Raw genomic sequence first — 22,743 nt, 5'->3', positions numbered from 1 at the left:
CCTTGTCGGAAAGGGGCTAAAACGCGCGCGAATACAACGCGCGAGCCGTTTCCATTCGTCCACTCGCGGTGAGGGCACGTTGCATCGTGACCCAGCTCAGGAGTGCGATCGCCAGACCCGCGGCCACATCGGAAAAGTAATGGCTTCCATCCACCGGCGTGGCCGCAATCATCGCAACATTGAGCAGCACGGCGATCCAACCCACATATCTGACCGGCCAAAGCGCCAACAGGAAGAGAAGTCCAAGCGCGGCGTGCAAGCTCGGAAAGCTGATGATCCCTTCGGCGCCTTCCGCGACCAGATGGCGAAAGGTCCCGTCCCGCAATCCAAAGAATACGGGAAGCGGCAGATCTCGCGTCATCGGCACGATGGCGGGAGAATCGACTGCTGACAGATGCAGATGCCCCCAAACACCCTGCGCCGGCATGAAAGCGGAAACGCCGATGGTCAGAAGCGTCGTCAGAACGAAGCTCAGCATGAAGATGCGCAATCGCAGGGCATGGCCCGCCGCGGCCAATACGAGGACGACGGCCGTCGTTTGCACGGCAAAGCTCGCATACGCACCCGCCAGGATCCTATGCAGAAGCGGCGCAGCATTCATCGCCGCAAGCCACGCCATCCAGTCAAAGCCAAGCCGCTGGTCCAATACGGCGAACTCGCTGTCCCATAGCGGAAATGCCGCGCTTGCCGCGACGTATGACAGCGGAGCTCCCACCGCCGCAAATGCGACGACCTGGGCGGCGCTGACCAGCGCGTCGGCGAGAGCCGCGTCCCTTCTGATGGTCGCATAGAACCAGCTCATCAATACGAGCAGGCCGGCAACGAGGGCGGGTTTCCAGAATGAAAGCCATTCCATCTGAAACGGCCCAAGCGTCGACGCGATCAACACAGCGCCGGCCGAGGCCCCGATCGCGATCCAGACGACACGATCGGCACGCTCCAATTGGACAAGGTGGATATCTGGCAGACTCAGCCTGTCTGGCATGGGGGCATCCGATCGCCGGCCTGGTCACCACGGCCCTGTCGCCACGCTAGCGAGGCAAAATTGAGCCTGCGTTAACGCAACAACACGAACACGGCGGAATTTCCTTTTCATTAGTGCTGTGCCGACGGCAACGGCACCCTACTGCCGCGTGACGTTTGATCTTTACGATGTTCGCGTTATGGCGTTGTGTCGTGCAATTGCACCTTTGCAGAGCGTAGGCTCGAACTCCGGCGGCCCGATCACATGGCTTCTTCCGACAGGCCGACCTTGACGATCCGGGCTCGTCTTGGCTCGGACCGATCGGTAACGATCACCGTTCTTGCAATGCTCGCCGCCGTCTCGTTTCTTCCGGTGCTGCTGACCCCTATTCCCGCGATGGTCGATTATCCCAATCACCTCGCCCGCATGTACATTTTGAGCCAGAGCGGCACTCCCAACGCCAATCCGCATTACGAGGTGGCCTGGGCGTTCTATCCCAACCTTGGAATGGACCTGCTGGTCCCGCAGATGGCGCGGCTGATGAGCGTCGAGAGCGCCACACGGCTGTTCCTGCTCCTCAGCCAATTGTTGATCGTAGGGGGCGCGCTTCTGCTCGAATGGGCCCGCAAGGGACGTGTTCATCTCGCCGGCTTTGCGGCGCTCGCTTTCCTCTACTGTCTGCCGTTCAGCTGGGGCTTCATCAATTTCGAGTTCGGACTGGGCCTCGCCCTCTGCGGCATCGCCGTCTATCTGATGCTGGCAGAAGGCCCATGGCCAGCGCGCTTCGCCGTCAACGCGATCTTCGTCGCTGCGCTGTATGCGGCGCATTTCTTCTCCCTCGGCATCTACGGCGCGACGCTGGGCCTTTTCGAGCTCTGGCGCATCCGCCACCAGGGAATATCGTACCGGGCCGCGGCCGCGCGGCTTGGTGCGCTGGCCATACCGGCGCTCGTCCTGTTCGGGATCATGCATATGACTGCAGGCTCGATCGGAAGCGAAGGCACGAGCTGGTTCCTCGGATTCAAGCCGATCTGGCCGCTACGCATCATGAGCGGCTACAGCTTGACGGTATCGGCAATGACCGGACTGGCGCTGATGATCTCGCTGCTTTTCGCCGCAAGACGCGGCGTTCTCAAGCTCGAGCCGGCCGGAATCTGGCTCGCGATCGGCTTTGCGGTCTTGTACCTGATCATTCCCTCGAAGCTGTTCGGAACCTCGTTTGTGGACCTCCGCGTGATTCCCGCCGCGGCCCTGATCCTGCCGGCCTTCTGCTCGCTGTCGCTGCCCAGCCGTGCCTGGGGAATGGCTGCGCTCGCTGTGATCAGCGGAATTACCCTGATCAATCTCGCCGTGGTCCTCGCGGTGTGGCTACCTTACCGCGCCGACTATGCTGCTATCGTCGCGTCGTTCCACAAGATCGATCGCGGCTCACGCGTCCTCGTCGGCAGCACGGGCGACGTTGGAGACCCGCCCTTCGCCGACCTCACGTCCTATCCAATGTTCTATGCGCCGACGCTGGCCGTGCACTATGCCAACGCCTTCGTGCCCAATTTATTCACGGAAGCGGGCAAGCAGCCGGTGCGGGCACGCGAGGCCGTGCGCCGTCTTGCCATTCCCTATGGAGGGCCGGTGCCGTCGGGCCTGCTAGCGGCGATTGCGACAGGCCGCCCGCCGGCGGACGCTCCGCCGTTCGTCCGGACCTGGTACCAGGATTTCGACTATCTCTATTTGCTTGGACCGCACGCCCCCAACCCGCTGCCGGATCTGCTGGACGATCTGGACGCTTCGGAACGATTTGTCCTCTACAAGATCCGCCGCAGGTCGTAGCGCGACGCCGCCGCTGCACGGTGTGGTTAACGGGACATCACCACCGGCTCCCGCCGGCCCCCCAGCCGCCCGCGGGCGTCCGCATCGCCCGGGAGCCCTAGATCCTTAACAGTTGCGGCAAGGCCACCTTAACCACCCACGGATTAGGCTTCCGCCCCTGCAACCGAGTTGGACCCTCTCGCATGGCGGCCAGTTTCAAATCGATCCGCTACAGCCTCGTCATCCCCGTGTTCAACGAGGAAGCCGTGCTGCCGATCCTGCTGCGCCGGCTCGACCTGGTCTTGTCCCGGCTCGACGGGCCCGCAGAAGCGATCTTTGTCGACGACGGCAGCAGCGATTCCAGCTCTATCGTGCTACGGGCGCTCGCCACGCGCGACCCGCGCTTCCGCTATATCGGCTTGTCGCGAAATTTCGGTCATCAGGTCGCCATCACCGCCGGCATGGACGCCGCGCAAGGTGAAGCGATCATCGTCATGGATGCCGATTTGCAGGATCCTCCCGAAGTGATCGAGCAATTGATCGCAAAATGGAAGGAAGGCAACGACATCGTCCACGCCCGCCGCCTGTCGCGCGACGGCGAAAGCCGATTCAAGCGTGCGACCGCACATCTCTTCTACCGGCTTCTCGGCAGGATGTCCTCTGTCGGCATCCCCGCCGATGTCGGCGACTTCCGCCTGATCGACCGCAAGGTGCTCGACGCACTTCGGCAGATGCCGGAGCAGGACCGCTTCGTCCGCGGCATGATCGCCTGGCTCGGCTTCCGGCAGGCCGAGGTCACCTTCCATCGTCTCGAGCGCGCGGCGGGCGAAACCAAATACCCGCTGTTCAAGATGGTGCGGCTCGCGATGAACGCCGCGCTTGGCTTTTCGGATCTGCCCTTGCGGCTTGCCATCTGGTGCGGATTGACGGTCTCCGGACTCGCACTCCTCTACGGCGGCTGGGTGATCCTGTTGTGGCTCAGCAAGGATAGTCATCTCGTGACCGGCTGGTCCTCGACGATCGTCGTCGTGTCCCTGCTGTGCGGAATCAACATGCTGATGACGGGCATCGTGGGGCTTTATGTCGGCCGCATCCATGCCGAGGTGAAACGCCGCCCGCTCTACGTGGTGCAGACGCGCGCCGGCTTCGATCGCAGCGAGGCGCCGGCCGCGGCACCCGCGATCCCCGCCGTCAACGAGTGACCCGGCGCATGACCGAGCTCTTCGACGGCTATCACGACAACTACCGTGACGTGGTCCAATCATCGATCGACTTTTCGGGCTTGCCGCATCATTTCTTCATGCGCGCCAAGGCCGATCTCCTGCGCGATCTGATCGCGGAGCGGCTCGACGCAGAGCGGCCCGAAATGCTGGACGTCGGCTGCGGCGTCGGCAGCCTTCATCCCCTGCTGCACGGCATGGTCGGCCGCTTGAGCGGTATCGACGTGTCTTCGGCCAGCCTGGCGCAGGCTCGCGCCGACAACCGCGGGGTCGACTACCGTGAGTTCGACGGCCGCAGCTTTCCTTTCGACGACGCCAGCTTCGATCTGGTCACGGCCGTCTGCGTGATGCACCATGTCGTGCCGGCCGAATGGGCGCAGTTCATCGCCGAGATGCGGCGAGTGACGCGCCCCGGCGGGCTCGTCTGCGTGATCGAGCACAATCCGTACAACCCGCTGACACGCCTTGCCGTTGCGCGCTGCGAGTTCGACCGGGATGCCGTCTTGCTCAGCGCCGGCACGACCCGAAAGTTGATGGCCGCGGACGGTCTACGCGAGATCGGCTCGCGCCATTTCCTGCTGCTCCCTTGGGACACCAAACCGGCGCGGCGCCTGGAAGGTGCCCTGAGCGGCGTGTCGCTCGGAGGCCAATACGCGGCCTTCGGGACCGCTTGACTTATCTCAGCGGCGCATCTCGCCGCTTGTGCACGACCGCCACATCGTCGCTGTAGACGCGCTGCCACTGAGGCAGCCGGTCGAGCATCGCGACCGCCGGCGTCCGCGGTGCGAGCAGCGTGGCGCCGATCTTGTATTCATCGAGCAACTTGAGAAAATCTCCGAGGTCGACCAGCGCTACGGCGCGATTGTAGCGGTCGATGAACGGTCCCCCGTACAGTTCGCCGCGACCATCGATAAAGGTGGGAATGCCGGCGAAGATCAAATAGCCGCCGAAGGAATAGTCGTTGAGCACGGGCCCCGCCTTGGCGAGGTCGGCCTGAGCGATGGCAGCCTGAGGGGTGATGATCGGAGCCGGCCGGATGTCATGCGCCAGGGCCGCCGCGCTCACCGCGATCAACCCGGCGAACGCGGCCAGAGTCAAACCGCGCGACGAGCCGGCCGCATCGTCGCCGGTCGGTCCGCCGAACTTCCGACCCAGCGGAGCCGCGAGGTAAAGCGGCGCCAGCATGGCCAGCAGATCCGCATTGCGTATCTGCGCCAAAGCGAAATGGAGCAGGCCGATCACCACCAGGGCCCGCACGAGCGGCAGCGTCACGCCGCGCGAGAGCGCAAAGATGCCGGCCAGCAGCAGCAGCTCGAAGCCGCCGATGCGGCTGAAATCCTGCGGCCGCCATTCCGAGATCCAGGCCAGCGCGGGGCCGAGGCCGAGTGTCGTCAGCGGCATCAGCAGCGGTTCCGGCCCGTAGGGCGTCAGGCAGGACGCAGCGAGCGCGAGCGCCGCGAATGGCAGCCATCGCAACAGCACGTGCGACCATCCGCTTCGCCCCTCACGCAGCAGCGCCTCGAGCACCGCCGGGCCGATCAGCCCAAGCGCCAGCACCACGCTGCCGTGCAGATTGGCCCACAGGACCAGCAGCGGCAGGGCCCAGTAGGGCGGAGCCCCCCCACGATCCATACAGCGCACCAGGGCAGCGGCCCAAGTCACCATCACCGGCAGCACGAGGACGTGTGGCCGCGCCAGCATATGCGGCGCCGACAGGATGACGGCCGCGATCACCATGAGCAGCGTCAGGCTTGGCGAGAGCTCGCGCAGCAGGAAGAACGTCAGCAGGCCAAAGGCGAGCGCGATCGCCGCGGCGGCGACGACGACGACGCCCGGCCAGCCGGACAGCGCGTAGACTCCGGCGTAGACCATCTCCGAGAGCCATTCGAAGGTGATCCAGGGCGCGCCGTGCATCGAAAAGGAGAAAGGGTCGCTCGCCGGCAGGGCGCCATGCGCCATGATCCAGCGCCCGACCTCGATGTGAGAATAGCTGTCGGGATCATTGAGCAGCCGCTGTCCGAGGATCAGCACCGTGGCATAGACGCCAAGGCTCACCAGCCAGGGGAGCGCCGCACGCGCCGAAAACGGTTGAACCTCGCTGTGCACGACCTGCTCACTCATGGCGAGCGCAACTTAAGGCCCAAGCGTTAAATTCTTCTTTGGTGCTCACCGCGCCTGGTCCAGCGCAGGGCGGGCAGGTTACGGTTTGTGAACCATGTTCTTGACGCTGGGCGGACGCATCCTACCGGCCGCGAAGATCCATCAGCCGGTAATGCGGCGGCTCTCCGGAAAATCAAGCTGTTCTCAAGACAAACAAAAGCCCTCCCGAAGGATTCCACCAAGCTGGAACTTGCATCTCGGCCTACAGCCGTCGTCCGTTCACGCCGGTGGCATCGCAAAACGCGTCATGATCCTGCCATACGGTTCGTTCCGACGATGACGCGAGCGAGAAGCGCACATGGCTGTCACAGCAAACTTTTCCGCCGGAATTCTCACCACCTTTGGCAACGGCCAGAACAACACAATCGCGTTGGGCCGCAATGCGGCCGGAACGATCGTTGTCAACGGCGGCGCGGTCGCGATCAAAGGCGGACCCGCGACGGTCGCCAACACCAAGTTGATACAGGCCTTCGGCCAAGACGGCAACGACACCATCACGATCGACGAGAGCAACGGCGCGATGCCTGCGGCGAATCTGTTCGGTGGCGCCGGCAACGATACGCTGACCGGCGGGTCCGGCGGCGACATGCTGTTCGGGCAGTCCGGCAACGACACGCTGCTCGGCAAAGGCGGCAACGATCTGTTGTTCGGTGGCGCCGGCAATGACGTGCTGATCGGCGGCGACGGCAACGACCAGATGTTCGGTGAGGCCGGCAACGACCGCATGATCTGGAATCCCGGCGACGACAGCGACCTGATGGAAGGCGGCGAAGGCATCGACACCGCCGAGGTGAACGGCGGCAACGGCAGCGAGACCTTCTCCATCACGGCAAACGGCACGCGCGTGCGCTTCGACCGCGTCGACCCGGCGCCGTTCTCGCTGGACATCGGCACCACCGAAAACCTCGTGGTCCATGCCGGTGGCGGCGACGACACCATCACCGCCAGCGGCAACCTCGCCGCGCTCATCACGCTGACGCTCGACGGCGGCGCCGGCAATGACACGATCCTCGGCGGCAACGGTGCCGACTACCTGCTGGGCGGCGACGGCAACGATTTCATCGACGGCAACCAGGGCAACGACACCGCCATGCTCGGCGCCGGCAACGATACCTTCCAGTGGGACCCGGGCGACGGCAGCGACAAGGTCGAAGGACAGGCCGGAGCCGACACCCTGTTGTTCAATGGCTCGAACATCGGCGAGAACATCGTTGTTTCCGCTGGAAATGACGGACGCACGCTGCTGACCCGCGATGTCGGCAACATCACGATGGACCTGAACGGCATCGAGACCATCACGATCAATGCGCGCGGCGGCAGCGACAACATCGTTGTCAACAATCTCGCGGGAACCGATGTCAAACAGGTCAATGTCGATCTCGGATCGACCGGGACCGGGGACGGCGCGGCCGATACGGTGACGCTCGACGGCACGAGCGCAGCCGATACGATCCAGGTGTCCGGCTCGGGCACGTCAATTTCGGTCACAGGATTGCCCGCCGCTCTCGCCATTACCAACGCGGAAGGCGCAAACGACGCGCTCGTCATCGACGGCCTCGGCGGCAACGACACGATCTCGGCGGCGACGCTTGCCGCGGGGGTCGTGCACCTGACGATCGACGGCGGCGCCGGCAACGATACGATCGTTGGCAGCGCCGGCGACGACACGCTGATCGGCGGCGACGGCAATGATTCCGTCGTCGGCGGCCGCGGCAACGACCTCGTGCAGCTCGGCGCCGGCCGCGACATGTTCCAGTGGAATCCGGGCGATGGCAGCGACACCATCGAAGGCGGCGCCGGTGTCGACACGCTGCAGTTCTCCGGTGCCAACGTCGCCGAGAACCTCATCATAACGGCGAACGGCGATCACGCCCTGCTCACGCGCGACGTCGGCAACATCACGATGGACCTGCACGGGGTCGAGCACGTCGATATCCACGCGCTGGGCGGCGCCGACCATATCGTGGTGGGCGACCTGACCGGGACGGATGTGACGCGGGTGAACATCGACCTCGGCGGATCGGCCGGAACGCCGGACGGCGCCATCGACACCGTCACGGTCGATGCGACCCAGGGTGCCGACACGTTCGGCGTCGCCGGCAATGCCGGCGGCGTGACGATCTTCGGCCTCCACGCGGCCACCAACCTGGCCTCCATGGACGCAACCGATCAACTGACACTCAATGGCCTCGGCGGCGACGACGTGATCGATGCGAGCGGGCTCGCGGCCGGCGTGCTGCAACTCACGATCAACGGCGGACTTGGCAACGACACCATCCGTGGCAGTCAGGGCGACGACTTGATCAATGGTGGCGACGGAAACGACGTCGCGCTGATGGGCGCGGGCAACGACACCTTCGTCTGGAATCCAGGCGACGACAACGACACGATCGAGGGCCAGGGCGGCACCGACACGCTGCTGTTCAACGGCGCCAACATCGCCGAAACCATCAACATCTTCGCCAACGGCTCGCGTGCCGAGCTGACGCGGGACGTCGCCTCGATCACGATGGACACGCACGGCGTCGAGACGATCGCGTTCAATGCCCGCGGCGGCGCCGACACGATCAATGTCGGCGACATGAGCGGCACCGACGTGACGGAGGTCAAGATCGATCTGGGCGGCGTTCCCGGCACCCCTGGCGGCGACGGCGCCGCCGACAAGATCGTGATCAACGGCACGGGCGGGGACGACGTCATCTCGCTTTCGCTCAACAGCAATGGCGCGCTGGTGATTGACGGTCTCGCAAGCCAGATCGTGATCGAGAACTTCGACTTCAACGACACCATCACCATCAATGGCCTCGGCGGCGACGACGTGATCGAGGCGTCGGGCGTCGGCCCCGGCGGGCCGCACCTCATTTTCGACGGCGGCGCCGGCGACGACCTGCTCCTCGGCAGCGCGGGCAACGATACGCTGCTTGGCGGGCTCGGCGACGACGTGCTGATTGGCGGCGGCGGCGTCGACGTGCTGGACGGAGGGCCCGGCGACAACGTCGTGATCCAGTCGTTGCTCGCCCATGCGAGCTTCCACGCCGGCACGCTGATCTGAGGCCGACGATCGCGGTCGCCCGGCGATCGTGTGTTTTGCCTGTCGGGCGCAGCCCGGATGGCGCGAAAGGCAATCGCGGGCCCGCGAATCGATGCGGTCGTCCCGGATTAGGCCGCGCGCCACCCGGGCTACGGCGCTTTCACGGCCATGTGAGTCCTGATACTCTGCACGCCGTCGTGGCTCGGCGGGCCATGCCATCGATCGTTGAACCAGAGCTGCCGAGAGGATGCGGATGAGAAGCGTGACGCTCTTGGCTCTTGGCCTCATGCTTGTCGGCGCATGGTCGCACGACAGCGCGAAGGGACAGACTTCGGCCGCGCCGCCGGTTTCGCTTGCTCCGCCCAAGGCATCGCTGCCACGGGCGAGCGCCAAGAATTCCCCGGCAGCGTCCGACAGGGTGTCGTCGACACCAGCGACTGGCGGACCTCCACAATCGCCGAATCCTGCCGCCGACTATGACGGCTTTAGCGCCGTCGACGACAACGACACTCCGGAGCCGGCGACGCGAGCCACGACGTCGCGCGCAGCAAAGGGTTCCAAGCCCAATCCGGATACGGCGCAGCAATCGATCGATCAAGAAGATGAGGCGTTAAAACGTAGGCTGACGATCTGCAAAAACTGCAAGTAGAGGCCACGGCACCGAAGCGCTGATGCAATGGCCTTGCGGGTCCGTGCGGCTGGACGCCGGCGCTGCATACCTGACCTACCGCCTCCTTCGCAGTCCCGCGCTTTACCCTTCCCCAAATTCCTGATCCTCTCTCCCTCAATCGGCCGGAGCAACCGGCCTCGCCAGGGAGAGAGACGCCATGAAGCTCGGCACCGCCATTGCGGAAATCATGAGGCGCGAGGGCATCGAGATCCTCTGCGGCTATCCGGTCAACCACCTGATCGAGCATGCGGCGAAGGCCGAGATCCGTCCCGTGATGGTGCGGCAGGAGCGCGTCGGGATCCACATGGCGGACGCGATCTCGCGCGTGACCTCGGGACGCACGATCGGCGCGTTCTGCATGCAGCATGGGCCGGGCGCGGAAAATGCAATGGGCGGAGTCGCGCAATGCTTTGGCGAATCCGTGCCCGTGCTGGTGCTGCCGATGGGCTATCCGCGCCGGCTGGCGCACATCGAGCCGAACTTCAATTCCAGCGAGGCGATGAAGCCGTTCGCGAAGTCCTCGGAGCCGATCATCCTCGCGGCGGAAGTCGCCAACATCTTCCGCCGCGCCTTCACGAAACTCAAGAACGGCCGCGGCGGACCCGTCATCGTCGAAATCCCCTCCGACATGTGGAACGAGGAGGTCCCGGAGCCGCTGAACTACACGCCGGTGCTGCGCACCCGCTACGGCGCCGATCCCGTGCATGTGAAGGAAGCGGCCGCCCTGCTCGTCAACGCCAAACGGCCGGTGATCTATGCCGGCCAGGGCGTGCACTATGCGCAGGCGTGGCCGCAACTGAAACGGCTCGCCGAGCGGCTCGCCATTCCCGTCACCACCAGCTTGGGAGGCAAGTCGTCGTTTCCGGAGACACATCCGCTCTCGCTCGGCTCCGGCGGTCTTGCGGTGCCGCGCGCGGTTCCGAAGTTCCTCAGCGAGGCCGACGTCATCTTCGGCATCGGCTGCTCCTTCACCGAGACCAGTTTTGGCGTCGCGATGCCGAAGGGCAAGACCATCATCCATTCCACGCTCGATCCGAACCATCTCAACAAGGATGTCGAGGCGAAGATCGGCCTCGTCGGCGATGCCGGCCTCGTGCTCGATGCGCTGCTGGAGGAGATCGGCAAGACCGTCACGAAGGATCGCGATGCCTCGGCCGTCGCGGCGGAGATCGCCGCCTCTCACAGGGAGTGGTTGGCAAAGTGGATGCCGAAACTCACCAGCAACGACGCGCCGCTGAGCCCCTATCGCGTGCTGTGGGACCTTCAGCACACCGTCGACATCAGCAACACCATCATCACGCATGATGCCGGCAGCCCGCGCGACCAGCTCTCGCCGTTCTGGAAGGCCGTGGAGCCCCTCTCCTATCTCGGCTGGGGCAAGACGACGCAGCTCGGCTACGGCCTTGGCCTCGCGATGGGCGCCAAGCTCGCAAAGCCCGACAAGCTCTGCATCAATGTCTGGGGCGATGCCGCGATCGGTTTCACCGGCATGGATTTCGAGACCGCTGTGCGCGAGCGCATCCCGATCATGTCGATCCTGCTCAACAATTTCTCCATGGCGATCGAGTTGAAGGTGATGCCGGTCTCGACCGAGAAATATCGCTCGACCGACATTTCCGGCGACTATGCCGCGATGGCACGCGCCTTCGGCGGGTATGGCGAACGCGTGACCAGACCGGAGGACATCATCCCGGCGATCAAGCGCGGCATCCAGAAGACGAAGGAAGGCGTGCCGGTGCTGCTGGAGTTCATCACCAGCAAGGAGACCGAGGTGTCGCGGCCGGGCACGTGAGGCAGCCCGGTCTGAGCGGCAGGGCCGCGGGCGCTGGCTCCGGCCGCAGGAGATGTGATAATCCGGCCCGGTGCGGCGCCCGTCGCGGCACCAGGCCGGATTGCGAATGACCACCCCTTCTAACGATGTCGCCGGGATCGACGAGCTCAAACGGCAACTGCAGTCGGCCGCAGCCGAGAATGCGCGCCTGCACGATCGGCAAAACGCCAGTGCCGAGATTCTGCGCACCATTGCGGCATCTCCCTCGGATGCCCGGCCGGTGTTCGCCGCGATCGCGTCCAGCTCGAAGCGCCTGCTCGGCGGCTTCTCCGCCACCGTGCTTCAGTTCATCGGCGACGAGCTGCACCTCGTGGCGTTCACGCCGACCAGCCCGGACGCGGACGAAGGGCTGAAGGCATCGTTCCCGCGCCGGATCGAGGATTTTCCGACCTTTGCCCTCGTTCGCGGCGGCGAGACGATCCAGTTTCCCGACAGCGAGGCCGAGCACGTCCCGGAGCTGAACCGCAATCTGGCGCGGCTGCGCGGCTTCCGCAGCGTCCTCTTCATGCCGCTGATGAACCGGGGCGCGGCGGTCGGCATGATCAGTGTCACACGCGCCGAGCCCGGCGCGTTCGCGCCCGATCTCGTACAGCTACTCCAGACCTTCGCCGACCAGGCCGTGATCGCGATCGAGAATGCGCGGCTGTTCAACGAGACGAAGGAAACGCTGGAGCGCCAGACCGCGACCGCGGACATCTTGAAGGTGATGGCCGGCTCGCCCTCGGACGTGCAGCCGGTGTTCGACGCCATCGCCGCCAACGCCAACCGGCTGATCGGCGGCTTCTCCACCGCGGTGCTGCGCTATCTCGACGGCGCCGCGCACCTTGCGGCGTTCACGCCGACCGATCCGGCCGGCGATCGCGTGCTCCAATCCTCGTTCCCGGTGCCGTTCGCACGGTTTCCGCCCTACCCGCTTGTGGCCAATGGTGCGGCGGCGCAATTGCCCGACACCGAGCTCGAGCCGGCCGCACGCGACATCGCGCGCGCCCGCGGCTACCGCAGCATGCTGTTCGCACCCCTGATGAGCGAGGGCGAGGCGATCGGCGTCATCATCGCCACGCGTCGGGAGACCGGCGCGTTCGGCGAGCACCATGTCAGGCTGCTCCAGACCTTCGCCGACCAGGCCGTGATCGCGATCGAGAACGCGCGGCTGTTCAACGAGGTGCAGCAGCGCACGAATGAGCTCACCGAAGCGCTCGAGCAACAGACAGCGACGGCCGAAGTCCTGAGCGTCATCTCCAGCTCGGGCGGTGACCTCGTTCCGGTCTTCGATGCGATGCTCGCCAAGGCGATGCAGCTTTGCGGCGCCAATTTCGGCGTGCTCAACACTTTTGACGGCAAGTCGTTCCACAGCGCTGCGACCTACGGCTTGCCGCCCGCCTACGACGAATACCGGCGCATGCAGCCGCTCGAATACGGCCCGGGCACGGCACCGGCTCGCCTGCTGCTGGGCGAGCCGTATGTCGAGATCGACAATCTCGACGATACGGTGGCCTATCGAAGCGGCGATGCCAATCGCCGGGCATTGGTCGATCTCGGCGGCGCGCGCTGCCTGCTGACCGTGCCTCTGATCAAGGACGACCGCGTCGTCGGCAATGTGATGATCTTCAGGCAGGAGCAGCGCCGATTCACCGACAAGCAGATCAGGCTGCTCCAGCAGTTCGCCGCGCAGGCCGTGATCGCCATCGAGAATACCCGGTTGCTCCGCGAATTGCGCGGGAGCACCGAGGAATTGACCGAGGCGCTGAGACACCAGACCGGCAGCGCCAACATCCTGAAGGTGATCGCGTCCTCGCCGACCGATGTCGGACCGGCGCTGAAGGCGATCGTCGAGAGCGCCTGCGAGCTCTGCGATGCCTATGACGCCGCCGTAGCGCTGAAGGACGGCGACAGCTTGCGCTTCAGCGCCCACCATGGGCCGATTCCGATCAACCTCGAGAAATGGCCGATCAATCGCAATTGGACCGCGGGCCGTGCCTTCGTCGACCGGCTCCCTGTGCATGTCGCCGATCTCAGCGAGAGCGATGAGTTCTCGGAAGGACGTGCACACGCGCTGCGCATGGGCCACCGCAGCATTCTGAGCGTGCCTCTGTTGCAGGAGAACGAGAGCATCGGCGCGATCGTACTCCGCCGCAACGAGGTGCATCCGTTCACCGACAAGCAGGTCGCTCTGCTGCAGACCTTTGCCGACCAGGCCGTGATCGCGATCGGCAATGTGCGGCTGTTCGAGCAAGTGCAGGCCCGCACCCGGGAGCTTGCAAAATCGCTCGACGACCTGCGCGCCGCGCAGGATCGCCTGGTGCAAACCGAGAAGCTTGCTTCGCTGGGCCAGCTCACGGCCGGCATCGCGCACGAGATCAAGAACCCGCTGAACTTCGTCAACAATTTCGCGGCAGTTTCCGCGGAACTGATGGACGAGCTAAACCGGTCGCTTGCGGACACAAAGCTCACCGACACGACCCGCGAGGAGGTCGACGAACTGTCCGGAATGCTCAAGGGCAACCTGCAGAAGATCGTGCAGCACGGAAGGCGCGCCGATTCCATCGTCAAGAACATGCTGCTGCATTCGCGCGAGGGCGGCGGCGAGCATCGGCTGAGCGACATCAACGCGCTGGTCGAGGAGAGCCTCAACCTCGCCTATCACGGCGCGCGTGCCGAGAAGCCGCTCTTCGACGTGACGCTGAAGAGCGAGCTCGACCCGGCGGCAGGTTCGGCAGAGGTGTTTCCGCAGGAGATTTCCCGGGTGCTTTTGAACCTGATCTCGAACGGCTTCTATGCGGTGACCAAGCGCCAGATGGGCAGCGGCGCCGCCGGTTACGAGCCGGTGGTGATCGCCACGACGCGCGATCGCGGCGATAGCATCGAGATCCGCATCCGCGACAACGGCACCGGCATCGCGGACGAGGTGAAGGAGAAGATGTTCAATCCGTTCTTCACGACCAAGCCTGCCGGCGAAGGTACCGGTCTCGGGCTGTCGATGAGCCACGACATCATCGTGAAGCAGCACGGCGGCACGATCGACGTCACGACAGAGCCCGGCAAGTTCACGGAATTCACGATCCTGCTGCCGCGCAAGAGCAGCTTTGCGGAGAACAACAAGAAATAGCATCACCCCGGAGGATGTCTTGAAGAGTCTCGCGTGGTTCATTCGGCGACAACTCCTCTCGCTATCAGGTATCGGCCTCATGCTGGGCGCGCTGTTCTTCGCGGCCGCGCTGACGCCGACGCTGATCCCGCGCAGCTATCTCACGCAAGGTGCCCTCGCCGGTGGCTGCTTTGCGATCGGCTATTTCGCCGGAATCCTGTGGCGCCGGCTGTGGCATTATCTCGAACTGCCCGAGCCTTCGGCGCGGGCGCGATCGATCGCGAATGCGCTGGCCGCAGCAATCTGCCTGCTCATCGTCATCATCTTCCTGTGGCGCGCCGCCGAATGGCAGAACTCGATCCGCACTGTGATGAAGATGGCGCCGGTGGAGACCGCCCATCCGCTCAAGGTCTGCGTCATCGCCCTGATCACGTTCGCAGTGCTGCTGGTGCTGGGGCGGCTGTTCGCGGTTGTCGTCCGCTTCCTCGCTACGCGCGCGAGGCTCGTGATTCCGCGGAAGGTCGCCAACGTCCTCGGCGTGCTGGTCGCAGGCCTGCTGTTCTGGTCGATTGCCAGCAATGTCCTGATCCGCACGGCGTTCAACGCGCTCGACTCCTCCTTCCGCGAGCTCGACGCGTTGCAAGAGCCCGAGCGGCCGCAACCGGCCGCCCCGGATCAAACAGGAAGTTCTGCGTCGCTGGTGAAGTGGACGGAGCTCGGGCGCATGGGGCGCAGATTCATTGCCTCGGGTCCAACCGCAGCGGAGATCAGCGCCGTTACGGGAGGGCCTGCGCATGACCCCGTGCGCGTCTATGTGGGCCTCGCTAGCCGCGACACGGCGCAGGCGCGCGCCAAGCTTGCGCTCGAGGAGCTCAAGCGCCAACACGGCTTCGAGCGAAAGATTCTGATCGTCATTACACCGACCGGCACCGGCTGGATCGATCCGTCCGCGATGGACACGGTCGAATATCTCCATCATGGCGACGTCGCGAGCGTCGCGATGCAATATTCCTATCTCAACAGCCCGCTGTCATTGATGTTTCAGCCCGAGTACGGCGCGGAGGCGGCGCGCGCCCTGTTCACGGAGATCTACGGCTACTGGACGGGCTTGCCGAAGGACAAGCGGCCGAAGCTGTATTTGCACGGACTGAGCCTCGGCGCCATGAACTCGGAAAAATCCGCGGAACTGTTCGAGACGATCGGCGATCCCATTGCCGGCGCGCTGTGGAGCGGGGCGCCGTTCGAGAGCCGCATCTGGCGCTCGGTCACCACGAACCGCAATCCGGGTACGCCGGCCTGGCTACCTGAGTTCCGCGACAGCCGCTTCGTCCGCTTCATGAACCAGAACGGACCTACGGTGCCAGCAGATGCGCCCTGGGGTCCGATGCGCGTCGTCTATCTGCAATATGCCAGCGACGCGATCACCTTCTTCGACTACCGCGATGCCTATCAGGCTCCAGCCTGGATGAGCGCACCGCGCGGACCCGACGTGTCGCCCGAGCTGCGATGGTATCCGATCGTGACGATGCTGCAGCTCGCGCTCGACATGGCGGTCGCGACCAATACGCCGATGGGCTTCGGCCATGTCTACGCGCCCGAGCACTACGTCGATGCCTGGGTGGCGGTCACCGATGTCCGTGATTGGTCTACCGACGCGCTGGCGCAGCTCAGGGAGCAGCTTGCTGCGAAAGCGCGGAAGACCGGCGCAGGCAATGCCGACGATGATCCCGATCGCGGCGGCTAGCCGCTACTCCGCCATCTCCACCTGCTGCGTGACGGTCGGGCCGGCCAGCGGCCGCTCCTCCATCATGATCAGGCAGAGCGAGGCGGTGGTCATCAGCGCGGTCGCGGCGCCGAAGACGTAGCGGAACGCGTGCCGCATGTCGTCGGCGGGGATCGCGGGGATGCCGCCGGCCGCGTGATGCTCGCCCGCGAGCGGAATGTCGGTGCCGAGCGCGATCAGCAGGATGGCGGCGAAGGCCGCGACCGTGAACGAGGACATCAGCGAGCGGAAGAAGTTCATCGCGCCGGTGATGGTGCCGACCTGCGGACGCGCGACCGAATTCTGCAGCGAGACCACGCAGACCGGGAAGGTCGTGCCGAGCCCGAGCGCGAACGCGGCCATCAGCGTCAGCAGGCCCCAGAGCGGCAAGGTGGTGAGCGTCAGGCCCAGCGCGCAAATCGCGGCCCAGGACGTGCCGACAATGGCGACGCGCTTGTAGTGCTTGGCGCGCGCCATGGTGCGGCCGGCGATTGCTGCGCCGCAGGTCGAGACCGCCGCGAGCGGAATCAGCGCAAGCCCCGCCTCGCTGGCGCTGAGATGGTAGACCGACTCGTAATAGAGCGGGAGCTGCACGGTGAGGCCCGTGATCGCGCCGAGCCCGCAGCCGCCGGCCGTCAGCGCGAACGGCGCCACCGATCCCGTCAGCAGCTTCAGCGGCAGGAACGGCTCGTCGGCGCGGCGCGCGTGCCAGACGAAGGTGACCGCGAGCGCGACAGCGCCGCCCACCATCGCAAGCACGGTCGGCGAGAGCCACGGATAGCGCGTGCCGCCCCAGGTCAGCACCAGCATGAAGACGACCGCGGAGGCCATCAGCAGAATGCCGCCGAGCCAGTCGACCTTGCGCTTGCGGTGGAACACCGGAATCTTCTTCATCTTCGGCAGCAGCATCGCGATCGCCGCGGCGGCGAGCGGCAGATTGATCCAGAAGATCATCGACCAGTGCAGATGCTCGGCGAACACGCCTCCGATGACCGGGCCGAGGATGCCGCCCACCATCCAGACGCTGGAGAAATAGGCCTGGTACTGGCCGCGCTCGCGCGGGCTCACGACGTCGGAGATCACCGTCTGCACGACAGGCATGATGCCGCCGCCACCCAGTCCCTGGAGACCGCGCGCCAGGATCAGCATCGGCATGTTCGGCGCGATCGCGCACAGCACCGAGCCGGCGACGAACAGGCTGAGCGAGATGATGATCATGACGCGGCGGCCGTAGATGTCGCTCAGCGTGCCGAACACCGGTGCGACCGCGGTCGAGGCGAGCAGATAGGCCGTGATGACCCAGGACAGATTGGAGACGTCGTTGAACTGGCGCCCGATGGTCGGCAGCGCGGTCGCGACGATGGTCTGGTCGAGGGCTGCCAGAAACATCGTCAGCATCAGGCTGATCACGATGGTGCGGACCTCGTCGGAGGTCAGCGGCACCGGCGGCGCGATGGACGGCGCGTCATCGACGCTGATGACCTCGCTCGGAAGGCGGGACAGCTCTTCGGCAATGTCGTCGGGCAACGCCTGGATGTCGGCAGAACTGCTCTGCCGGTCGAACTTGTTCATCTCGATCGGAAGCCGTTGAGGCGGCGCAACGCCGCGAAGGATTCGTTCTATGCAGTCCAATGTAGACAGCAAAGTTCTTCCCAGGCAGGCACCGCGGCGCATGGGTGCATCCCGCCGCCGGGTCATCCCGAACACGTGATCCGTGCGGCAGATCAGTCCTTCGGACGTCGCTTCAGGCGTGCCCGTTTCGGCAGCAGGGCCGGCCATTGCACGATGTGGTCCTCGAGGTCCGCGTCCGGGATCTCCTCCTCGCTGCCCTCGACCCGGCCGCGCACGGAGACGCCCGCCTCATGCACGGTGTTGGGATCACCCGATACCAGCGGATGCCACCAATAGAGGTCGCGGCCCTCGGCGACGAGCTTGTAGCCGCAGCTCGGCGGCAGCCAGTTCAGGGTGCGGACATTGGCCGGGGTCAGGCGGACGCAGTCCGGAACCTTGTCGGAACGATTCGGGTAGTCCTTGCAGCCGCAGGTCCCGGCATCGAGCAGCTTGCAGCCGACATGGGTGAAATAGATGTCGCCGGTGTCCTCATCCTCGAGCTTGTTCAGGCAGCAGCGGCCGCAGCCGTCGCACAGGCTCTCCCATTCGGCCCCCGACATCTCTTCCAACGTCTTGGTTTTCCAGAAGAATCCTTCCTGGCCTGAAGGTCGTTTGGGAGCTGCGGTCATGCGCCTCAACAAGAGTTCGAAAGAGCTACGGTTAACCCATCTAGGCCGTGTGCCTGCGATGCTGCAAGCAACGCCCCCGGGAGGCCCGTAATGACCCGGGGTCAATTAGGCCTGTTGTTCAAAATCGCGAGCCTGACCATTGGTTTATAGGCCCTGCTCGGCTAGAAGGAACAGCAAGTCCCCAAAGGACGCGAACCGGGCGCCTTGGGTTTGCCGCAACATTCCCTCAAGACGTCTCGATGCCGCCCCGGCCGGGTGCTTGAACGGTTTCGAACCGAGCCTCAAGGGTTCTAGGTGCGCCAGATCATACCACCGCATTGGAAGCAGAAGGTCCGGAATTTCTTCCTGGATCTCGATGCGCGCATCGACTCCTCGCTGTTCTCCTCGGCCAAGGGCATCCGCGAGCTCTACGAGCGCTACTCGACCTTCATGGACCGCTTCTATGTCGGGCGGTGGAAGCGCTGGGTGTTCATCGAGCCGCTGTCGGAAGCCGCGACCCTCGGGCTCGGCGGCCTCGTCGTGATGCTCACGCTCGCTATCCCCGCCTTCCGCGAGACCGCGGACGAGGACTGGCTGAAGAAATCCGACCTCGCGGTGACCTTCCTCGACCGCTACGGCAACCCGATCGGCAGCCGCGGCATCAAGCACAACGACTCGATCCCGCTGGAAGATTTTCCTGACGTGCTGATCAAGGCGACGCTGGCGACCGAGGACCGCCGCTTCTACGAGCATTTCGGCATCGACATCGCCGGCACCGCGCGCGCGCTCGTCACCAACGCCCAGGCCGGCGGCGTCCGCCAGGGCGGCTCCTCGATCACCCAGCAGCTCGCCAAGAACCTGTTCCTGAGCAACGAGCGCACCATCGAGCGCAAGGTCAACGAAGCCTTCCTCGCGGTCTGGCTGGAATGGCGCCTGACCAAGAACGAGATTCTCAAGCTCTATCTCGACCGCGCCTATATGGGCGGCGGCACGTTCGGCGTCGACGGCGCGGCGCATTTCTACTTCAACAAGTCCGCGCGCGACGTGACGCTGGCGGAGGCTGCGATGCTCGCCGGCCTGTTCAAGGCGCCGACCAAATACGCCCCCCACATCAACCTGCCTGCCGCGCGCGCCCGCGCCAACGTCGTGCTCGACAACCTCGTCGATGCCGGCTTCATGACCGAGGGCCAGGTGTTCGGCGCCCGCCGCAACCCCGCCTTCGCGGTCGACCGCCGCGACGAGGCTTCGCCGAACTACTATCTCGACTACGCCTTCGACGAGATGCGCAAGCTGGTCGACACCTTCCCGAAGTCCTACACCGAGCGCGTCTTCGTGGTGCGCCTCGCCATCGACGCCAACGTGCAGAAGGCCGCGGAAGACGCCATCGAGAACCAGCTGCGCCAGTTCGGCCGCGACTATCACGCGACCCAGGCCGCGACCGTCGTCTCCGATCTCGACGGCGGCATCCGCGCCATGGTCGGCGGCCGCGACTACGGCGCCAGCCAGTTCAACCGCGCCACCGACGCCTATCGCCAGCCCGGCTCCTCGTTCAAGCCCTACGTCTACACCACCGCGCTTCTGAACGGCTTCACGCCGAACTCGATCGTGGTCGACGGCCCGGTCTGCATCGGCAATTGGTGTCCGCAGAACTATGGCCATTCCTATTCCGGCGCGGTGACGCTGACGCAGGCGATCACGCGCTCGATCAACGTGGTGCCGGTCAAGCTCTCGATCGCGATCGGGCAGAAGGAGCAGCCGAAGGCGCCGAACCCGGCCAAGATCGGCCGCGCCAAGATCGTCGAGGTCGCCCGCCGCTTCGGCCTCAAGGCGCCGCTGCCCGACACGCCCTCGCTGCCGATCGGCTCGGACGAAGTCACCGTGCTCGAGCACGCGGTTGCCTACGCGACCTTCCCCAATCGCGGCAAGTCGGTGACGCCGCATTCGGTGCTGGAGGTGCGCACCGGCGCCGGTGATCTCGTCTGGCGCTGGGACCGCGACGGCCCGAAGCCGAAGCAGGCCATTCCGCCGAACATCGCCGCCGACATGGCCGGGATGATGAGCCACGTCGTCAGCGAAGGCACGGCGCGCCGCGCCGCGCTCGACGGCATTCCGACCGCGGGCAAAACCGGCACGACCAATGCGTATCGCGATGCCTGGTTCGTCGGCTACACCGGCAATTTCACCTGCGCGGTCTGGTACGGCAACGACGACTATTCGCCGACCAACCGCATGACCGGCGGCTCGCTGCCGGCGCAGACCTGGCACGACATCATGGTCGCGGCGCATCAAGGCGTCGAGGTCCGGGAAATCCCCGGCATCGGCATGGGCCAGAAGCTGCCGCCGCAGCCGATGGCCGCGCAAGCCAATGCAGCGCCAAAAGTGCTGGAGACCAAGCCCGGTCCGCCGCCCGTGCTGACCAAGCGCGGCGCCGACATCCTGGTGCGCGTCGAGAAGCTGCTGGATGAAGCGGCCAAGACCGCGAACAAGTCGGCCGCGAGCGACGGCAAGCCCGCCAGGCCGGCCTCATCGACAAGCGCGCTCGCCTTCCCGCAGAACTATGCGGAAGAGAATGCGAACGCATCCGCCCCGCGTAAGAACTGATCGAAACCCGTGCGGCTGATCCTGACCACATTGACTGCCCTCCTGCTCGCGACCGTGGTGGGCGTCGGCGCGACCTGGATGACGACGACGCGCGGCACCGAGATCGGCGCGCTGACCATCGGCCCCTGGACCGCGCGCCCGCGCACCGGCACCGCCGACGTCGACCCCTATTCGCGCGCCACCATCGTGCGCAACGGCGAGCTGCCGATCGGCACCGGCGACGGGGTCGCCTTCACCGCCACCGCCGACGACAAGAAGAAGGCGCTCGACGGCCGCTGCGATGTGATCGTCTCCGGCGTGACGCCGCCGGCGCGGTTCTGGACGCTGACGCTGTACGACCGCAAGGGGCATCTCGTCGCCAATTCGCTGCAGCGCTACGGCTTCACCAGCCAGGAGATCGTGCGGCAGTCCGACGGCACATTCGAGATCCGCATCGCCTCGCGCTCGCGCTCCGGCAACTGGCTGCCGACCGGCGGCATCGAGCGCTACGCCCTGATGCTGCGCCTCTACGACACCCCGGTCGGCGTTGCGACGCGCACCCAGCGCGATGCGCCGATGCCGACGATCTCGACGGTGGGCTGCTCATGATCCGGCTCGCCTTCACCATCGTTGCCGGCGTGGTGCTCGGCCTCGTCGTCCATCTCGTCAGCGTGCTGGCGCTGCCGCGCATCGCGACGCAGGACGCCTATTCGCGGCTGACGCCGATGACGAAGCTCAACGGCGTCACCCAGCTTCCCCTCGCCGATCCCAACACCTCGCCGATGCCGTTCATGGACCCGGCCTTTGCGCTGGCGATCTGCCGCTACGACCTGTCGGGCGGGCCGATCAAGCTCACCGTCCCCGTCAGCCAAGCCTACACCTCGGTGTCGTTCTACACCCGCAACGAGATCGCCTATTACGCCATCAACGACCGCTCCGCGGGCAAGAAGGTGATCGAGCTCGACCTGATGACGGAAGCGCAGCACAACGAGCTGCCCGAGGACGAGGAGATCACCGCGGCCGACCGCCTGATCATCGATTCCCCTGCTACAACCGGCCTGATCGTGATGAAGGCGCTCGCCGCCGAGCCCGGCCTGATGCCGCAGGCGCAAGCGACGCTTGCGGCCGCGACCTGCGCGCCGCAGACCGAGGTGCCGGCCAAGGCCGAGACGCCGCGCGGACGGCGCTGAGCACGATTGCTAAGGCACGCTCAAAACAAAACTGAAAAAACAACCCCATGCACAGTAGCGGGGGCATTGAAACTGTTAGCTAATTTAAGCGACCCATCAGCAGCCGCGCGACCTCGGCCACGCGACCATTTTTGCCGCCTTTGACTTGTCGGGCAAAACACTGGCAGAATGGCAAGATCGAAAGTTCGTAACACCCGCGCGGAGCAATCCGCCGCGGGTGTTTTC

Annotated in this window: 14 protein-coding genes and 1 pseudogene; 11 read left to right on the top strand and 4 right to left on the bottom strand. The window is 65.3% G+C overall.

The window, feature by feature from the left end; translation table 11 throughout:
• Nucleotides 1–16: 16 nt before the first annotated feature.
• A complete protein-coding gene (locus tag BJA_RS15440) occupies nt 17–985 on the bottom strand; it encodes a phosphatase PAP2 family protein (protein ID WP_011085898.1) in 969 nt (322 codons plus the stop codon).
• Between the two features lie 243 nt (nt 986–1,228).
• On the opposite strand from BJA_RS15440, the gene BJA_RS15435 reads away from it, so the two are divergent.
• From BJA_RS15435 to BJA_RS15425, 3 genes are all read left to right on the top strand, one after another.
• A complete protein-coding gene (locus tag BJA_RS15435; protein ID WP_038965716.1) occupies nt 1,229–2,791 on the top strand; it encodes a hypothetical protein in 1,563 nt (520 codons plus the stop codon).
• A 182-nt stretch (nt 2,792–2,973) separates the two neighbouring features.
• Nucleotides 2,974–3,972 (top strand): glycosyltransferase family 2 protein, encoded by a 999-nt coding sequence (locus tag BJA_RS15430; protein WP_011085896.1) that lies wholly within the window; start codon nt 2,974–2,976, stop codon nt 3,970–3,972.
• Between the two features lie 8 nt (nt 3,973–3,980).
• Nucleotides 3,981–4,664, top strand: coding sequence for a class I SAM-dependent methyltransferase (locus BJA_RS15425; RefSeq protein ID WP_028172247.1), 684 nt, complete (start codon nt 3,981–3,983; stop codon nt 4,662–4,664).
• 1 nt (nt 4,665) lies between these two features.
• Here BJA_RS15425 and BJA_RS15420 read toward each other — a convergent pair whose 3' ends face one another.
• Complete coding sequence (locus BJA_RS15420; protein WP_011085894.1) at nt 4,666–6,111, bottom strand: hypothetical protein; 1,446 nt, start codon at nt 6,109–6,111, stop codon at nt 4,666–4,668.
• 337 nt (nt 6,112–6,448) lie between these two features.
• Here BJA_RS15420 and BJA_RS15415 point away from each other — a divergent pair, with 337 nt between their 5' ends.
• The 5 genes and pseudogenes from BJA_RS15415 (at nt 6,449) to BJA_RS15395 (ending at nt 16,511) form a co-directional block, all read left to right on the top strand.
• Complete coding sequence (locus BJA_RS15415; RefSeq protein WP_011085893.1) at nt 6,449–9,202, top strand: beta strand repeat-containing protein; 2,754 nt, start codon at nt 6,449–6,451, stop codon at nt 9,200–9,202.
• A gap of 232 nt (nt 9,203–9,434) precedes the next feature.
• Nucleotides 9,435–9,830 carry a hypothetical protein gene (locus BJA_RS15410; RefSeq protein ID WP_038965720.1) on the top strand — a complete coding sequence of 132 codons (396 nt, stop codon included), beginning with the start codon at nt 9,435–9,437 and terminating at the stop codon, nt 9,828–9,830.
• 154 nt (nt 9,831–9,984) lie between these two features.
• A pseudogene (locus tag BJA_RS15405) lies at nt 9,985–11,643 on the top strand (thiamine pyrophosphate-requiring protein); the annotation flags it as partial.
• A 106-nt stretch (nt 11,644–11,749) separates the two neighbouring features.
• Nucleotides 11,750–14,788: a GAF domain-containing protein gene (locus BJA_RS15400; protein WP_038965721.1), complete on the top strand. Its 3,039-nt coding sequence runs from the start codon at nt 11,750–11,752 to the stop codon at nt 14,786–14,788.
• A gap of 79 nt (nt 14,789–14,867) precedes the next feature.
• A complete protein-coding gene (locus BJA_RS15395) occupies nt 14,868–16,511 on the top strand; it encodes an alpha/beta hydrolase (protein WP_011085889.1) in 1,644 nt (547 codons plus the stop codon).
• A 3-nt stretch (nt 16,512–16,514) separates the two neighbouring features.
• Here BJA_RS15395 and BJA_RS15390 read toward each other — a convergent pair whose 3' ends face one another.
• Together BJA_RS15390 and BJA_RS15385 are read right to left on the bottom strand one after the other, a co-directional pair.
• Entirely contained in the window at nt 16,515–18,101 is a 1,587-nt protein-coding gene (locus BJA_RS15390; protein WP_063921435.1) for an MDR family MFS transporter, read from the bottom strand.
• Nucleotides 18,102–18,253: 152 nt separating this feature from the next.
• Nucleotides 18,254–18,769, bottom strand: coding sequence for a YcgN family cysteine cluster protein (locus BJA_RS15385; RefSeq protein WP_011085887.1), 516 nt, complete (start codon nt 18,767–18,769; stop codon nt 18,254–18,256).
• A gap of 294 nt (nt 18,770–19,063) precedes the next feature.
• On the opposite strand from BJA_RS15385, the gene BJA_RS15380 reads away from it, so the two are divergent.
• The 3 genes from BJA_RS15380 to BJA_RS15370 are packed head-to-tail and all read left to right on the top strand — an operon-like array spanning nt 19,064 to nt 22,518.
• Nucleotides 19,064–21,349: a transglycosylase domain-containing protein gene (locus BJA_RS15380; RefSeq protein WP_011085886.1), complete on the top strand. Its 2,286-nt coding sequence runs from the start codon at nt 19,064–19,066 to the stop codon at nt 21,347–21,349.
• Nucleotides 21,350–21,358: 9 nt separating this feature from the next.
• Nucleotides 21,359–21,937, top strand: coding sequence for a DUF1214 domain-containing protein (locus BJA_RS15375; RefSeq protein WP_011085885.1), 579 nt, complete (start codon nt 21,359–21,361; stop codon nt 21,935–21,937).
• On the top strand, nt 21,934–22,518 hold the full coding sequence (locus BJA_RS15370; RefSeq protein WP_011085884.1) for a DUF1254 domain-containing protein: 585 nt from the start codon (nt 21,934–21,936) through the stop codon (nt 22,516–22,518). Before BJA_RS15375 ends, BJA_RS15370 begins: the two co-directional genes overlap by 4 nt.
• Nucleotides 22,519–22,743: the final 225 nt, after the last annotated feature.

The sequence above is a fragment of the Bradyrhizobium diazoefficiens USDA 110 genome (assembly GCF_000011365.1).
GTDB classification, from domain to species: Bacteria; Pseudomonadota; Alphaproteobacteria; order Rhizobiales; family Xanthobacteraceae; genus Bradyrhizobium; species Bradyrhizobium diazoefficiens.
Note: the sequence above shows the minus strand (reverse complement) of the source record. Positions and strands in the feature narration are given on the sequence as shown.

Bases quoted from the DNA above. Each gene is read 5' to 3' on its own strand.
- BJA_RS15395 (WP_011085889.1), top strand. From the start codon at position 14,868: ATGCTGGGCGCGCTGTTCTTCGCGGCCGCGCTGACGCCGACGCTGATC.
- BJA_RS15410 (WP_038965720.1), top strand. From the start codon at position 9,435: ATGAGAAGCGTGACGCTCTTGGCTCTTGGCCTCATGCTTGTCGGCGCA.
- BJA_RS15420 (WP_011085894.1), bottom strand. From the start codon at position 6,111: ATGAGTGAGCAGGTCGTGCACAGCGAGGTTCAACCGTTTTCGGCGCGT.
- BJA_RS15370 (WP_011085884.1), top strand. From the start codon at position 21,934: ATGATCCGGCTCGCCTTCACCATCGTTGCCGGCGTGGTGCTCGGCCTC.
- BJA_RS15435 (WP_038965716.1), top strand. From the start codon at position 1,229: ATGGCTTCTTCCGACAGGCCGACCTTGACGATCCGGGCTCGTCTTGGC.
- BJA_RS15440 (WP_011085898.1), bottom strand. From the start codon at position 985: ATGCCAGACAGGCTGAGTCTGCCAGATATCCACCTTGTCCAATTGGAG.
- BJA_RS15425 (WP_028172247.1), top strand. From the start codon at position 3,981: ATGACCGAGCTCTTCGACGGCTATCACGACAACTACCGTGACGTGGTC.
- BJA_RS15385 (WP_011085887.1), bottom strand. From the start codon at position 18,769: ATGACCGCAGCTCCCAAACGACCTTCAGGCCAGGAAGGATTCTTCTGG.
- BJA_RS15400 (WP_038965721.1), top strand. From the start codon at position 11,750: ATGACCACCCCTTCTAACGATGTCGCCGGGATCGACGAGCTCAAACGG.
- BJA_RS15415 (WP_011085893.1), top strand. From the start codon at position 6,449: ATGGCTGTCACAGCAAACTTTTCCGCCGGAATTCTCACCACCTTTGGC.
- BJA_RS15390 (WP_063921435.1), bottom strand. From the start codon at position 18,101: ATGAACAAGTTCGACCGGCAGAGCAGTTCTGCCGACATCCAGGCGTTG.
- BJA_RS15430 (WP_011085896.1), top strand. From the start codon at position 2,974: ATGGCGGCCAGTTTCAAATCGATCCGCTACAGCCTCGTCATCCCCGTG.